The sequence below is a fragment of the Spirochaetaceae bacterium genome (genome assembly GCA_009784515.1).
Classification (GTDB): domain Bacteria; phylum Spirochaetota; class Spirochaetia; order WRBN01; family WRBN01; genus WRBN01.
Genome location: WRBN01000046.1, coordinates 1 through 14,119, shown reverse-complemented (window position 1 = coordinate 14,119; position 14,119 = coordinate 1). Strand labels below are relative to the sequence as shown.

Below are 14,119 nucleotides of genomic sequence, written 5' to 3'. Positions count from 1 at the left end.
ATAAATAATATCTTTATCTTTCATATTGCGTAAACGGGTGGTATCAGTATTATCATTCATTTCCTCTATTTCTTTGATAGTAAATTTAACTATGGCCATAATATCGCTCCTGTTCTTTTTTATTTGCTTTTCGGGTAGAGATAATCCTAACAACATTTCCTCTAAGAGTATACACTATAAAAAGTAAAAATTCTGTGCCGTCAAATAATTATTGTTTCTTAATTAAGCTTTGCCAATTATCACACTGCCGCTGTTATCGGCTATAGGGAAGTAGGGCAGCTTGTGTTCGCTGCAAAATTTTTGCAGCGCTGCCTTTACGCCGCCATATAATTTATGGTTATAGTCGTGCACCATTATGTAGCCGCCGCTTACTAAGCGCGGGTAAAAGTAATTAAGGCCGGCGTAGATTGGTTCGTAAAGGTCGGCATCTAAGCTCACAAAACAAAAGCTGTCATCTAAGCCGGCGGCGCTTTCGGGGAAGTAACCTTGTTTAATGAGGCAATTTTCGGGCTTTTGCATCCGGCTTAGTACATACTCTATATTGGTATCGCTAAAATCTTGCCGAGTGTCCGAAAAATGCTGCTTATCCTCAGTAAATAAATCACGGCCATCAAAACCGGTAAAAGTGTCAAATAAATATAATTTTTTAGCGGGAAAAGCTTGGTTAATAAAGCGGGCAAAACCGCCTCTGTAAACGCCCAGCTCGGCGGTGTTACCGCTTAATTGTTTACTGAGTATCTCTTTAGCTAATAAATGTAAGGTGGCTATACGCACATAATCGGCGCTGCCATAAATGTAGCTGGGCTGCGGCTCATCTAGGTAGCCCATCTTTAAAGTGTTTATATAGTCTGGTAGTTGGTGCATAACTTGAGAGTAACTGAAGAAAGATAAGTTGTCAAGCTGCTTGCGGACTATTTGAAAGCGGCGATTAATTAGCTAAAACCTCTTGACTAGATAGCATTTTAGGGAGTAAAATAACTTTATGCGCGAAAAAGAGCAAAAAATTAGTGTGCTTGGTACAACCACCGCTTTTAAGGGCCGTATGGTTTTTAGTAATTCTTTAATTATTAAGGGCCGTTACGATGGCGAGATTGAGGCTGAAGGTAATATTTTAATAGAAGAAACCGCTACGGTGCGGGCTAAAGTAAAAGCCGATAATCTAGAGTTATTCGGCCAGCTGCATGGTGATGTAGAGCTTAAAGGTAAGCTGGAGTTAAGCGAAAAAGCCGTGCTGCAAGGTAATGTAACCGTTAAAGGTATCTCTATCGAGCAAGGGGCTATTTTTAGCGGCCATATTAATATGCTAAAGGATGTCGATTTAGTTGATGTCTTTTCTACCGGTCCGGCCCAACTAAAAAAATTGCTCATGGAAAAAATTTAAAATTTGCCGGTTAGTGGCTTATGGTAGGTTTATTTAACTGTTTTTGTCGGGTATAGTATAAGCTATGGTTGTATGGCTATAAACTTGACGCTAAATAAATGCCAAAAAGAGCTTTTGTTTTTTTTAATAATTTAGTATAATAAAGGAAAAGCGGTTTTATAGTAATTAAGGGGGCAGGTTATCAGAATAAAAGGAGCGCTTATAGCTTTTGGCGTAGGAATGGTGTTAGCCATAGTTTTTGGCGCTATCGCCGGAACAACTCTGGTAATTATATTAATTCGCTCTTTAATTAGCGGGGTGGTAATGGCTATGCTGTTTAGCGCCGCCCTAGAGATAATGGTAAAATTTTTACCGGAGCTTTTTGCGGCAGCTAAACCCAAAGAAGAAGCGGAGGTTGCCGCTCCAGCCGCAGCGCCGCCGCCGGCCGATACCGGTAATAGGCTAAACATTGTTTTGGCCGACGAAGAAGACAGCCCCCACGATAGCGGCTACGAACAATTAAAAATGGCCGAAGCGCCGGCGGCAGCCGTTACTGTTTTGCCGTCTAAGCCCGATAAGGCTAGTGTTTTTGAGCAAGCTAGTGCGGAAGATTTAGCTAAAATGATGCGTACAGCTATGAGTAAGGACGAGTAAGATGATGGAAGAAGAAGAAGAGCACAAACTTTGGCTCGAATATAAAAAAACTCATAACCCTGCTATACGCGATAAGATAATTACGCAGTATCACCCTTTGGTAAAATATGTAGCCGGTCGTATGTCGGCAAATATGCCCTCCAATGTGGAATTTGACGATTTAGTTTGTTATGGGGTTTTTGGTTTAATGGACGCCATAGAACGTTACGACCCCGAACGTAATACGCGCTTTAAAACTTACGCCGTTACGCGCATTAAAGGAGCCATCTTTGATGAGCTGCGCAGTATAGACCATGTTTCGCGCTTAGTACGGCAGCGCGGGCGCGATTTAGCAACGGTGGTGCAAAACCTAGAGGCCAACTTGGGCCGTAAAGCCGCCGCTAAAGAGATAGCCGAAGCGATGGATATAAGCTTAAAAGAGTACCACAGTTTGGTGCTAAAAATATCTAGTTCGGCTATTTTGTCGCTTGATGATGTGTGGTACACCAGCGATGATAACGATAAGGTATCGATGCTGGAATCTATCGAAGCGCCGGCCAGCTTGCAGCCCGATGTGATTACCGAAAATAGTGAGGTAAGGCGCATCGTGATTGATGTAGTTAAAGAGTTGCCCGAAAAAGAAAAGAAAGTGCTTATCCTTTATTACTACGAAAATTTAACCTTGCGCGAAATCGGCAAGGTGCTTGAGGTAACCGAATCGAGGGTTTCGCAGCTGCATACAAAAGCTATCGCTTTGCTGCGTACTAAGTTGCTTAATGCCCGTAAAGGTGTTTTTTAAGGAGGCGGCTCATGGTATATAGCCTTGATGACTTTCGCGAAGTTTTAAAGAGTGATTTAGAACAAGACCGCAAACGTAAAGCGGTAGAGGTATGGGGTAAAACCATTCAGCAGGCTTTAAGAGAAGCCTCGACCGAGCTGGATTTACCCACCGTCCGTTTAGAGTACGAGGTGCAAACGCGCGGGTATGCCGGTTTGTTTGGTATCTTTTTTAAGAAAGAATGGCGGCTGTTAGTTTATCCATCGGTTAATTATAGTGTTACTAGGCTTAGCAATAGTGAAGGTTTATTCTCTGAAGAAGGAGAAAGAGAAGTTGTTCAGAGCAAAGACGGCGATTTTGGTATTAAACTAGGTAAAGACGGCAAAGTTTACGTTAAAGTTAGCTCACCGGTAGGTGAAGGTAATGCTGTAGCGGTAGAAGATATTTTACGGCAAGCGGGCAGTACCCGCTCGCTGCCTAACTTAGATGAAGCTAAATTAGAAGCGATAGTGGCGGCCGGGCAAGATGAATGGGTAGAGATAGCCGAATACGAATATAATTACAGTGCAAACTCGGAATACAATGTTACCGTCAGCAGTGATGATATGAAAGGTTATTTAACCATTAGCTCGCCTAAAGAAGGCGGGGCTTCGCCCGACCTTGACGATATTCGCGAGGTTTTAAAGCTGGCCGGTATTTTTTTCGGTGTTAAAGAAGATGTGCTGGAAGAAATTGAAAAGCATCCGCGTTACCGCGCCCAAATCGTTATTGCCGAAGGTGAAGATGCCCGCGACGGTGATAATACTAAGGTAGAATTTTTATTTGAAACCGATTTTACCAAAGCGGTAGAAGAAAAGAAAAAGCAAGTAAAGAACGATAAAGTAGACCTTAAAGACAACAGCCGTATCCAAAGTGTGCACAAAGGCGAGGTGGTGGCGCGGGTATTGCCGCCCGAATCCGGTAAACCCGGCCATACCGTTAAAGGGGCTTTGCTGCCGGCCAAAGATGGTGTTGATGTACCGGTGGAATTGGGCGACAATGTTGTGCTGAGCGATGACCGGACAGAGGTATTGGCCACCGCCAGCGGGCAGGCTTTGTTTGTTAAAGGTGTCGTTAGTGTAGAAACCATTAACATTATTAACGGCGATTTAAAGAGCCACATCAACTTTTTGGGAACTTTGGTTATTAAAGGTGATGTTGGTGATGGTTACGAGGTTATTGCCAACGGCGATATTCATATTAGCGGCACTGTTGGCCGCAGTAAGCTGCGTGCCGGCGGTAATATTTATGTTGACGGCGGGGTGAACGGCCATAAACAAGAGAGCGACCAAAGCACCGATAGCGGCGGGATTGTGTGCGGCAAAAGTTTTTGGGGCCGCTTTTTACAAAACTGTAACTTAGAGGTCGGCGAGTTTGTCATTGTTAGTGATGGTATTTTGCACTCTAACGTTATTGCTATGCGCAAGGTATTGTGTAAAGGTAAACGCGCCGCTATCGTTGGCGGCCATATTAGAGCCAGCGAAGAGATAAATGCCGCCTCGCTGGGTTCGGTATCGGGTACGGTTACTCAGCTGGAAACCGGGTTTGACCCGCGCCTTAAAGACGATTTAAATAAATTGGTGGAAGAACGGGCCGAGCTGGAACGCGCTTTTTCCGAGATAGACCGCAGTTTAAATAACTGGCTGCAAGCAGTAAAAGGCAAAAAATTACCGCCCGATAAAAAGCAGCGTATCGAAGAAATGGCTATTGAAAAAGAACAAAAAGAGCAGCAGATAGCGCGGCTGTCGGAAAAAATTAAAGAAAAAATGACGCAAATTAACGAGCGCGAATTTGCTGGTAAAATATCGGCCTCGCAGCGGGTGCAAGCCGGTGTTAAAATCAATATTAATGACGCTCTTTACGAGGTTACCAGCGAATACTCTAAAGGGGTAACCTTTTACGAAAGCGGCGGCACTATTCATACCAAAAACTACGAAGAGATAGCAGATGATATAACCAGAGGTAAGTAAGGAGGTTTAAAATGTCGTCATTAACACCCCTTGAGCTACAGGCTTCAATCGCTAGGCAAGATGATGTTGGCCGCGAAGAGTTAAAACGAGCCGGGCTTATTAACCGTAAAAAAGATAGAGATGCCGAGCAAGTGCGTTCGCAAGCCGTACAAAAGGCCAGCAGTGTAGATGAAACCGGCGAAGAAGAAGCGGTAACGGCTCTTACCGAAGAGGCGGCTATCTTTGCCGCTAACGAGCGTAAAAGACGCGCTAAAGAAACAGAAGAAGAGGCTAAACAGTACTACCGCGACCATGGCTTGGGCTCTAACATCGATATTTTTACTTAATTAAAGGCACTTTAATGGCAACTATTTTAATGCTAATATTATTGGTTATTAGCAATATAATTATTTATATTATACTAAGTAATAAAATTAAAAAAAAGTTAGATAATAATAGTATATTTTTAGAGCAGCAAAACAAACTTGATGGCTTAGTGAATGTTTTGCACGAAACGGTTGACGGGCAGGTAACTTTAATTGAGGCTAAAATTCACGAACTGCGTAAAGTCATCGATTTGGCTACACGTAAGATTAGCCTGTTGGAGAAAGAGGCCCAAAATTTTGAACGCAGCCGTGAAGTTTACAGCGAGCTGCGCAAATTGGCCCGGCCGGCCATCAGCGCTGTGGTACAAGTTGAAGATAGTAATTTAGTTGCCGAAGTACCCGATAAAGTAAATACCCCAACTAAAAATAATTTTAATCATTCCGAGCAAGAAAATGACCCTGAGAAAGAGGCCATTGCTTTATACCGCGAAGGCAAAGATATTGGCGAAATTGCCACCATCTTAAATATGCCGCTGGCGAGTGTTAATCTTATTATCAATATGCGTTTTAAAAGCTAATTGTAAAGGTTGACGGGCGATAAATAACCCAAATGCATAGCTATAGATGGATAAAGTGTTAAGGTGGTGTAGTTTAGCCTAAAATTCATTACGGCAAAAGCAAGCGTTATCGTGCCGCCGGTGATATTGGCCATATCGGGGGCGGTGGCCATTGTTTGCGCAAAGTTACGGTTGGCAAGGCCGGCATTACCGCGAATAACGGCATCGTTAAAGATAACCGTGCCGAAGTTATCACGAATAGTAATAGCCAGCTGTGCGCCGTCAAAGCTGGTTTCCACCGTTATAGGGTAGCTAAAAGAGCCGCTGTTAGCCGGCAGCCAAATAAACGGCGTGCCCTGTAAGTTAGCGCTATTAGCGTGAGATGCCGCCGGCAGATATTGCCGGGCGGTAAAGACGGCCAAGCCGGTTTGCATAGCCGTGCTAAAATCTTCATTAATAAAGGTTTGGCCGCTGGGTAAGGCACGGTAGTAAATAACAAAACCGTGTCCTTCTTCAAGGCGGAAAGAAAAGTTTCCGTTTACGCCGGTGGTTATAATATCCGGCGGTAAAACGGTAAAGTTAGTGGGTAAGCCGCAACTTGCTAACAGCCATAATGTTATTATGGTTCTAGCACAATTAAGCGATTTTCGGCTAAAGTTTTCCAACTATTACCTTCTTCAAGCTCGCTAACAAGCATACGATAATAAGAGATAGCCGCCATCATATTGACGGCTTCGTTAAGGCGGGCGGCGTTAAGAGCGGCCTCCGGCCAAGCCGAAAAAAGAGTGCGGTTGGCGGTGGCCAACTCAAACAAAGCCAAAGCTTCGGCCGTTTGGCCTAATTGCTCGCTAAGGTAGGCTTGGTTTAAGGTAGCTGTCGCGGCTAAATAACTACGCCTGTGGCGGTTACGCAGCTGCTCAAAGTAGCTAATGGCAGCATTGTAATCGCCGTTATCAAAGCTAAGCATAGCGGCATAAAATAAAGCCCTTTGCCCGGCATAGCCGCGCGCACCGGTTAATTCGTTTAACAGCTGCCACAAAAGATTGTTATCGCTGCGGCTTTCGTACAAAATTTGTATTTCATCAAGTTTAAGGGCTACTTCATAACGTTGCCTGTCGTGAATAAAGCCGGCTACCCCAATAATAATTAGCAGGGCAGCTACGGCTATAATTATAGACATAAAAAGAGAAACTTTAAGTTTTTTCATGATTATCCTCAGTTGTTACCTTGTTTTTAGTTAGCTAAAAAAATCACCTAAAGTCGAGCCTTTTTCGTCATCTTCGTTATTAATATATTTTTTTAATTCTTGCCTCTCTTCACGTTCTCTTAAATCGCGTATAGAAAGTGAAAGCCGTTTTTTATCGGGCGTTACCTCAACGATAGTAGCCGAAACTTTATCACCAACATTAAAGTTGGCCATAATGGCATTAATATCGGCCGTTTTGTCATCGGTTAAATTGTTCCTATGAATTAACCCTTCGATACCACTGGCTAAACGCATAAACAAACCAAACTCGGTTTTACCGCTAATTTCGCCGTCTTGCTTTTCGCCGCGATGGTAAGCGGCCTCTAAAGCTCGCCATGGGTCTTCGCTTAATTGCTTAATTCCCAATCTTATACGGCGTTCGGCCGGTACCACATCAATAACGACGGCATCGATAGTTTCGCCGGCCTTTAGGCTTTGTAAATTACTTTTAGCCCGTTTGGTCCACGTAATATCATCGCCGTGTAAAAAGGCATCGATACCTTCCTCCAACTCGATAAAAGCCCCAGCGTTGGTAACTTTTTTAATGACGCGGTTAATCTTTGTACCTACAGGATATTTTTTATCGATATTAAGCCAAGGATTTTCGGTAGCTTGTTTTAAACCTAAACTAATCCGCTCGGCTTCGGTATCGTAACCTAAAATGGCTACCGATACCATATCACCAATCGTTAAAATTTCTTTAGGGTGTTTAACGCGTTTTATCCACGATAGCTCCGAGATATGCACTAACCCTTCAATGCCTTCCTCAATTTCTACAAAAGCGCCAAAATCGGCCAGTTTGGTAACTTTACCTTTAATAATATCGTTAATGTTGTAACGTTCGTGAAAATTAGACCACGGATCGTCTTGAAAGTGTTTTAAGCTTAAATTAATACGTTTATTTTCCGGGTCGAGCCTAACAACTTTTAGCTTAACTTTTTCGTCTTTTTTAACGTAATCTTTAGGACGGGTAGCGTGGCCCCAGCTCATATCATTAAGGTGCAAAAGGCCGTCAAAACCGCCTAAATCGACAAAAGCCCCAAAGCTGGTAAAACTTTTAACCACACCTTCAATTTCATCACCAATATTAACGCTGGCAAAAAACTTGGCCCGGCTTTTATCACTTTCTTCTAATAAATAATCGCGCCGGGTAACTACCAAGTTAATTTTACCGCGGCTTTCGCTAAAACGGTCTATGTAAAAATAGCTCTCCAGCCCTAAATAGCTTTCCAAATCTTCGGCGTTACTGGTAATATCTACCTTAGATACCGGTAAAAAGGCGATAATACCGCCGCCAATATCTACATTAAAGCCGCCCTTAATTTGTTTGGTAATTTTACCTTTAAGGGGTTTCTTTTGGCTGTTAGCTTCGTGCAGCTGTTTAAGCAACACCTTTTGGTCGGCTACATGTTTAGAAACCACCGGACCGTTTTTGCCTTCTTTGCTTTTAAGTACAACGGTTGCTTTATCCCCAATGTTTACTGCTTCAAAAAAATCATTACGAGGAACAAGAGCCTCCGATTTTAAGCCAACATCAAGGTAAACGTAGTCGTTATTAATTTGCACAACTTCGCCTACAATTAAACTGCCTTCTTCAAGGCGGGTTATTGTACTGTCAATCTCGCGTGCAAATTGTGTTTTGTTATCCATTGCTTCCTTTTCCGTCATCTCTCCGCTCCTACTGCCTTTATAATTATACTGCAAACTTCTTCGATAGTTAAATTTGAAGTATCTATGTAAAGGGCATCATCAGCTTGTTTTAGTGCCCCTACTTTTTTATTCTTATCAATCTCGTCTCTATAATGGATAGTTTTTTCAATTTCGTCAAGCGTCATCGCACTAGTTTTTTGCTCAAAACGGCGTTTTGCCCTAATTTTTACGCCGGCATCAAGGTAAATTTTTACTTCGGCCTGCGGAAAAAGCACGGTGGTTATATCACGCCCCTCACAAACTAAGTTGTTACCGGAAAGATGACGCATTTTTTGGTTTAAACACTCACGCACCGCCGGGTGAGCCGAAATTACCGCTACTAAGTTACTTACTTCGTCGCTATGTAGTTTAGAGGTTATATCGCTGTTGTTTACTTTAAAGCCGCCCTCTAAATTAAAGTTTAAGCTGTTGGCTAAAGTTACTAACTCGGCCTCGTTATCTTTATCGATATGCTGCAATAAAGCAAAGTAAGTTAAGGCCCGATAAAAATAACCCGAGTTAAGTAAAGTAAACCCTAACTTTTGGGCTATTAGCTGGGCAATAACACTTTTGCCGCTGCCGGCCGGTCCGTCTATGGCTACAATCATTTGTTAAATCCTATTACCGCAGTTTAACACAAAAAATTAATTTATGTAAAGCTATAATAATGTAAATTTTACAGTTTAAGCTTAAATTGTTAAAAAAACTTTAAAGTTTAAATGATTAAGATGACTATTAACCGTTATTTTTTTAAACGCTGCCTAAAAACGTTGCTGGCTATGCCCAGTAAAGCCAAAATGGTAAGGGCCGATGAACCGCCATAACTTAGTAAGAAAAGCGGGATACCGGTGATAGGGATTAAGCCAATAACCATACCAATATTGATGGTAACATGAAAAAGTAACAGCGAAAAAACCCCAATGCACAGATAAGCCCCAAAGTTATCCATAGCATGGCCTGCGTAATAGAGTAGTTTTATTAAAATAAAAATATAAAGCGCAATAATAATGCTGCTGCCAACTAGGCCAAATTCTTCGCCGATAACCGAAAAAATAAAATCGGTGCTTTGTTCGGGCAGGTATCTCAAGTGAGTATGGGTGCCTTGCAAAAAACCTTGCCCGCGCAGACCGCCGCTGCCGATGGCCGTTAAGCTTTGCAGGGCTTGGTAGCCGGCCCCTTGTGGGTCGAAGTTGGGGTTTAAAAACGAAGCCAGCCTTGCCAGCTGGTAAGGCCTAAGTGTGAGTAAAGCCACCAACGATACCACTAAAGCGCAAATGTTAGCCAAAGCTGTAAAGCCGATAGCATAGTAGCTAAAACGTTTACTGGTAATAAAACCAATTAAAGTGATAACCAAAACGATGGCGGAGGCAATAATTAATTGAATAAGCGTTTCGCGCTGCGAAAGAATGGTAGCCAGCCAAAAAGAATTGGTGGCTAAAAAATCGTTCCACACTTTAATTAATAAATAAATAGCCGTTAAAATAGCGGTAAGCACGGCAAAAATGATTAATTTAATGTTGGCGCCGGCCACAAAAATAATACCAAAATAAACGGCAAGGTACGACATAGCGGTACCAAAATCGGGCTGTAACATAATAAGCCCCACAAAAGGTAAAATAACGGCAAGGCCTAAAACTAAATCTTTAAATTTAGCGGCCCCAGTTAAACGGCTGCCAAAAAAAGCGGCCAATAAAATAATAACACTGGCTTTGCCTAGCTCGCTGGGCTGAATGCTGGCAATGCCTAAATTAAGCCAGCGCATAGCGCCGGCCACCGTGTAGCCTAAAATAAGTACCAGCAATAAACTAACTAACGTAATTAAAAAGATAGGCAAGACAAAATTTAAAAAGTGGTGATAATCGATAAAACTAAAGGAGACAAATAAAATTAAGCCGATAATAAGCCACACTATCTGTCTTAGCCATTGGTTGCTTTGGCTTACGCCTTCGCTATCCACATTGGCCGAGTAAATGGCAAAAATACTTATCGTTAATAAAGCCAAAATAGCCAAAAAAAAGGTAAAATCGAAGCGGGCTAAAGTGGCTTTTTGTACAAGATTAGCCATTTTTAATTGCCGTCCTGTCCATAGTCGTTGTCATCGTCGGCTAAAGCCGTTTCTTGGTAAGCTACCGTAACGGCAACCGGTGGCGAGGTAGGAGGGGCCGGCGGCGGTGTCCACACCGGCCAAGGGTCGCCGGTAATGTTACGCCAATGGGTAAAAACTCCTTCGTGGTTAGCTACTTGCCAGCCGGGCTGTAAAGTGCGCAGTACCTCAAAGTAATCTTGATTATTAAAGTAGCCCTGAAAGATAATATTGGCGGCCCGGGTGCTCCACCAGTTATAATTTTCGCCGGCCTCTATATGCACTACTACCACAATACGCTCCATAGGGTCTACGTTGGGGCCGTGCGGAGCAAAACCTACGTACCAATCGTGGTAACTGCCGGCAATGCCGGTTTCGCCGGTACCGGTTTTCCCGGCAATAGGTATGCTGCCCAGCATCCAGCCCGTACCGCGCCCGGGGATAGAAGCATTACGCATATCGTTTTGTATACGCTGCCACGTGCCGGCTCTCATATGGTCGGCTTGGTGTAAAATGGTAGGCTGGGTAACAATTTCTTCGCCGGTTTGGCGGTTAATAATGGCTTGCAGCACATGCGGGCGGTACGATACCCCGCTGTTGGCAATCATGGCCGTTAAATTGGCCATTTGCAAAGGGGTAACCAGTACAAAACCTTGCCCAATGGTCATATTAATGGTATCGCCGCCGGTCCAAGCGCTGTGCCAAGTATCTTCTTTCCATTCGGCGCTGGGGATAAGACCGTCGCGTTCGCCGGGTAAATCTATCTCGGTTAAATTGCCTAAGCCAAGCAAACGGGCATATTGTTCGATGATAGCCGGGTCGTGGCGGCCAAACGCATCGCGCCCTAAATGGTTTTGTACCATCGTCCAAAAGTAGGTGTTGCAGCTCCATGCGATGGCTCCGCTTAAATCGAGCCAACCGTGCCCCGTGCGGTTCCAGCACCTAAAAATACGGTCGCCCACCACAATAGAGCCGCTGCAAAAAATGCGCGTGGCCGGGTCAAAACGGTTGGTAGCCACCAGTTCTTCGAGAATAGCCGTTTGAATAACCAGCTTAAAAGGGCTGGCGGCCGGATAAACGCTGCTAATGGCGCGGTTAATAAAAGGAAAGAGCGGGTCGATGGCTTGCATACTAAAGCTGGTAGCCCCGCCTCTGTCAAACAGATTGGCATTAAAAACGGGGTTGCTTACCATAGCAATAATGGCCCCCGTTGCCGGCCTCAGCACCACAATAGAGCCTTGCCGGTGGCCTAAAGCCTCTTCTACCAACCGTTGCATACGCATATCGATGGTAAGCCGTATATCGTTGCCGTGCTGCGGGGCTATGTCATCTAGGCGGCGTAAATTGGTTTGGTTTTGGCCGCGTGCATCTACCACACTAAAGCGTGTACCGTTTTGGCCGCGCAAAACTAAATCGAGCCGGTTTTCGATACCGGTTTTACCAATAATATGGCCGCTGCGGTAGCCCAAATTGTACAGCATTTGCACTTCTTCGCTGTTAATGGCCCCCACATAACCAATAGTGTGGTTTACCGTAGCCCCCGAGCCAATGCCGCCGTAAATGTTATAGATACGGCGCGGCCGGCTTTGCCACGAAATGCCGGGAAAAAATTCGATATTTTCGGCAATAAAAGCCACAGTGGCTAAATCGACATCGTTAATTAAGGCAATCGGCAACGGCGAGCGGTAGCTGGCCGGCGGCACCCGGTTTTCGATAGTTTGCCTATTTAAATTTAAGCTATAAATTAACTGGTTAAGTACGGTAGGTACTTCGCCGCGTGGTATTTGGCTGGGAGTGATACTAATGGTAAATAAATCGTTGTTACTGGCTAAAAGCTCACCGTTTAAATCGAATATCCTGCCGCGCTGCGCCGGTATTTCTATGGTACGCTGCGAAATATTTTGGGCCCTATTAAAGTGCTGGCTGCCTTCTACTATTTGTAAGTTAAATAACCTAGCTACAAAGATAATCAGGATAAGACCGGTCATACCGCCGGCGGTAAAGAGACGATATTTGCTTAACATAGTTAAAAAGTTGTTCATCTTCGTTCTCCTTCGTATTGCCATAAATGGGCAAGTTTTTTAATGATAAATTTAAAGAAAAAATAAGCTGGGATAGCCACTAAATTGTTAATAATTAGCTCCAGTAAAAAAGTGCGGCTTAGTAATAAATGGTGATAATCTACCGCGATAAAGGTGCTGATAACCAAAGCAAATAAATATTTAGCAAAAGTAGCTATGCTGATAATGATTAAAACTATCGGTAAGGTTTCTATCATAACTTTATCTTTTAAAGCCCCAAAGAGCGAGCCTAATAACATTTTAATTAAAGCGTAATAACCCAGCGGTGAAAAAGATAAAAAATCTTGAATTAAGCCGCTCATAAAGCCGGTAACCATACCGTTGGTCCGGCCAAAACTGATAGAAAAAAGTGCCAAAAAGATGAGGGCTAAATCGGGGGTAAGGCCAAAAGTAAGCCAGCTTAAGCGGGTAAAAAGGGAAGCCTGTAAAAAACTGAAAAAAGCGGTAATAAGCAAGGCGGTAAGTAAACGGCGCATTAATCTTCCTCCTCTGCTAAATGCCGGCTGCTCATAATTACAAAAACCGTTTCCAGCCGGGCAAAATCGACGATACTGCGCAGCGATAGCTCGAGGCTGGCGCTGTAGGGGTTTTCTTCTATTTGGCTTACGCGGCCAATGGCTATTTCGGGCGGGAAGTGGCTGTTAATGTTACCGATACGCGTGTTAATATCGCTGCCGCTGGTTACCACTAAATCGTTTACACGTATTTGGTCGCGCAGGTCCATCGGTAAATAACGCATTACGGCATAACCAAAGGCATTACCCAGCCCATTAAAGAGCCCCTCATAACGGCCATCGGCCAACCTAACGGCGACAAAATTGTTATTATCAAAGATAGGTAAGATACGGCTGGTTTGGGTATTTACCTCGATGATGCGGCCCACTAAAGCAAAAATAGCTTCTTCGTGGTTATAGGCTACCACCGTCATATTACGTTCTATCCCACTTACGCTGCCTCTATTAATGACAATAGTGCCAAAAAAGTTTTGTACATCGCGCGCCACCACACCGGCGGCTAAGTAGTTATGCTCTAAACGCGGCAGGGCGGCCAAAAGCCCGCGCTGCCGAATGTTTTCGTTACGCAAGGAAATAACCTCGCGCTCTATCCCCCTATATTGCTCCAGCCGGGCCTCCAGCTCTTGTTTTTCGCGTTCTAGGGCGATAAAATCGCGCACACGGGTAACCGGGCTTTGCAAAAAATTAACGGCTAAGCCAAAACCGCCCTGCACCCCGCTTACGAGGTTGCGGCCGCGCTGTAAAAGCTGGCCGCCGCTGCCTGTATCGATGGTTATCATTATAAATGAAATGAGAGCTAAGGCAATAAGCAGTAAATTATCTCTTTTAAATAACCAGTTAAACAAGAAAAACTCCGTTTTTTT

Annotated in this window: 15 protein-coding genes; 6 read left to right on the top strand and 9 right to left on the bottom strand. The window is 43.9% G+C overall.

What is annotated here, in order from left to right; translation table 11 throughout:
* Positions 1-222: 222 nt before the first annotated feature.
* On the bottom strand, positions 223-864 hold the full coding sequence (locus FWE37_06130) for a TylF/MycF family methyltransferase (GenBank protein MCL2520562.1): 642 nt from the start codon (positions 862-864) through the stop codon (positions 223-225).
* A 118-nt stretch (positions 865-982) separates the two neighbouring features.
* On the opposite strand from FWE37_06130, the gene FWE37_06125 reads away from it, so the two are divergent.
* From FWE37_06125 to FWE37_06100, 6 genes are all read left to right on the top strand, one after another.
* The gene (locus FWE37_06125; protein ID MCL2520561.1) at positions 983-1,381 is read left to right on the top strand and encodes a polymer-forming cytoskeletal protein; all 399 of its coding nucleotides are present in this window, start codon (positions 983-985) and stop codon (positions 1,379-1,381) included.
* 219 nt (positions 1,382-1,600) lie between these two features.
* The gene (locus tag FWE37_06120) at positions 1,601-2,014 is read left to right on the top strand and encodes a hypothetical protein (GenBank protein MCL2520560.1); all 414 of its coding nucleotides are present in this window, start codon (positions 1,601-1,603) and stop codon (positions 2,012-2,014) included.
* A gap of 4 nt (positions 2,015-2,018) precedes the next feature.
* Positions 2,019-2,792: an RNA polymerase sigma factor WhiG gene (gene whiG / locus FWE37_06115; protein MCL2520559.1), complete on the top strand. Its 774-nt coding sequence runs from the start codon at positions 2,019-2,021 to the stop codon at positions 2,790-2,792.
* An 11-nt stretch (positions 2,793-2,803) separates the two neighbouring features.
* Positions 2,804-4,780 carry a FapA family protein gene (locus FWE37_06110; protein MCL2520558.1) on the top strand — a complete coding sequence of 659 codons (1,977 nt, stop codon included), beginning with the start codon at positions 2,804-2,806 and terminating at the stop codon, positions 4,778-4,780.
* 11 nt (positions 4,781-4,791) lie between these two features.
* Complete coding sequence (locus tag FWE37_06105; protein MCL2520557.1) at positions 4,792-5,106, top strand: hypothetical protein; 315 nt, start codon at positions 4,792-4,794, stop codon at positions 5,104-5,106.
* A 14-nt stretch (positions 5,107-5,120) separates the two neighbouring features.
* Positions 5,121-5,663 (top strand): hypothetical protein, encoded by a 543-nt coding sequence (locus FWE37_06100; GenBank protein MCL2520556.1) that lies wholly within the window; start codon positions 5,121-5,123, stop codon positions 5,661-5,663.
* Here FWE37_06100 and FWE37_06095 read toward each other — a convergent pair.
* From FWE37_06095 to mreC, 8 genes are all read right to left on the bottom strand, one after another.
* Complete coding sequence (locus FWE37_06095; GenBank protein ID MCL2520555.1) at positions 5,660-6,307, bottom strand: hypothetical protein; 648 nt, start codon at positions 6,305-6,307, stop codon at positions 5,660-5,662. The genes FWE37_06100 and FWE37_06095 overlap by 4 nt on opposite strands.
* Positions 6,262-6,849, bottom strand: a complete 588-nt coding sequence (locus FWE37_06090) for a hypothetical protein (protein MCL2520554.1) — start codon at positions 6,847-6,849, stop codon at positions 6,262-6,264. The genes FWE37_06095 and FWE37_06090 overlap by 46 nt, the downstream gene beginning before the upstream one ends.
* Positions 6,850-6,879: 30 nt before the next feature.
* Complete coding sequence (locus FWE37_06085; GenBank protein ID MCL2520553.1) at positions 6,880-8,556, bottom strand: 30S ribosomal protein S1; 1,677 nt, start codon at positions 8,554-8,556, stop codon at positions 6,880-6,882.
* A complete protein-coding gene (gene cmk / locus FWE37_06080) occupies positions 8,553-9,185 on the bottom strand; it encodes a (d)CMP kinase (GenBank protein MCL2520552.1) in 633 nt (210 codons plus the stop codon). Before cmk ends, FWE37_06085 begins: the two co-directional genes overlap by 4 nt.
* A 134-nt stretch (positions 9,186-9,319) precedes the next feature.
* The gene (gene rodA / locus FWE37_06075) at positions 9,320-10,642 is read right to left on the bottom strand and encodes a rod shape-determining protein RodA (protein ID MCL2520551.1); all 1,323 of its coding nucleotides are present in this window, start codon (positions 10,640-10,642) and stop codon (positions 9,320-9,322) included.
* Positions 10,643-10,644: 2 nt separating this feature from the next.
* Positions 10,645-12,702 (bottom strand): penicillin-binding protein 2, encoded by a 2,058-nt coding sequence (gene mrdA / locus FWE37_06070; GenBank protein MCL2520550.1) that lies wholly within the window; start codon positions 12,700-12,702, stop codon positions 10,645-10,647.
* A complete protein-coding gene (gene mreD, locus FWE37_06065; GenBank protein ID MCL2520549.1) occupies positions 12,699-13,217 on the bottom strand; it encodes a rod shape-determining protein MreD in 519 nt (172 codons plus the stop codon). The genes mrdA and mreD overlap by 4 nt, the downstream gene beginning before the upstream one ends.
* Positions 13,217-14,119: rod shape-determining protein MreC (mreC, locus tag FWE37_06060; protein MCL2520548.1), on the bottom strand; the 903-nt coding region annotated here is incomplete at its 5' end. The genes mreC and mreD, both read right to left, overlap by 1 nt.

Excerpts from the sequence above, each read along its gene's own strand:
- whiG (MCL2520559.1), top strand. The coding sequence starts at position 2,019 with ATGGAAGAAGAAGAAGAGCACAAACTTTGGCTCGAATATAAAAAAACT.
- mrdA (MCL2520550.1), bottom strand. The coding sequence starts at position 12,702 with ATGAACAACTTTTTAACTATGTTAAGCAAATATCGTCTCTTTACCGCC.
- FWE37_06090 (MCL2520554.1), bottom strand. The coding sequence starts at position 6,849 with ATGAAAAAACTTAAAGTTTCTCTTTTTATGTCTATAATTATAGCCGTA.
- FWE37_06120 (MCL2520560.1), top strand. The coding sequence starts at position 1,601 with ATGGTGTTAGCCATAGTTTTTGGCGCTATCGCCGGAACAACTCTGGTA.
- FWE37_06130 (MCL2520562.1), bottom strand. The coding sequence starts at position 864 with ATGCACCAACTACCAGACTATATAAACACTTTAAAGATGGGCTACCTA.
- FWE37_06100 (MCL2520556.1), top strand. The coding sequence starts at position 5,121 with ATGGCAACTATTTTAATGCTAATATTATTGGTTATTAGCAATATAATT.
- FWE37_06125 (MCL2520561.1), top strand. The coding sequence starts at position 983 with ATGCGCGAAAAAGAGCAAAAAATTAGTGTGCTTGGTACAACCACCGCT.
- FWE37_06105 (MCL2520557.1), top strand. The coding sequence starts at position 4,792 with ATGTCGTCATTAACACCCCTTGAGCTACAGGCTTCAATCGCTAGGCAA.
- FWE37_06085 (MCL2520553.1), bottom strand. The coding sequence starts at position 8,556 with ATGACGGAAAAGGAAGCAATGGATAACAAAACACAATTTGCACGCGAG.
- cmk (MCL2520552.1), bottom strand. The coding sequence starts at position 9,185 with ATGATTGTAGCCATAGACGGACCGGCCGGCAGCGGCAAAAGTGTTATT.
- FWE37_06110 (MCL2520558.1), top strand. The coding sequence starts at position 2,804 with ATGGTATATAGCCTTGATGACTTTCGCGAAGTTTTAAAGAGTGATTTA.
- mreD (MCL2520549.1), bottom strand. The coding sequence starts at position 13,217 with ATGCGCCGTTTACTTACCGCCTTGCTTATTACCGCTTTTTTCAGTTTT.
- rodA (MCL2520551.1), bottom strand. The coding sequence starts at position 10,642 with ATGGCTAATCTTGTACAAAAAGCCACTTTAGCCCGCTTCGATTTTACC.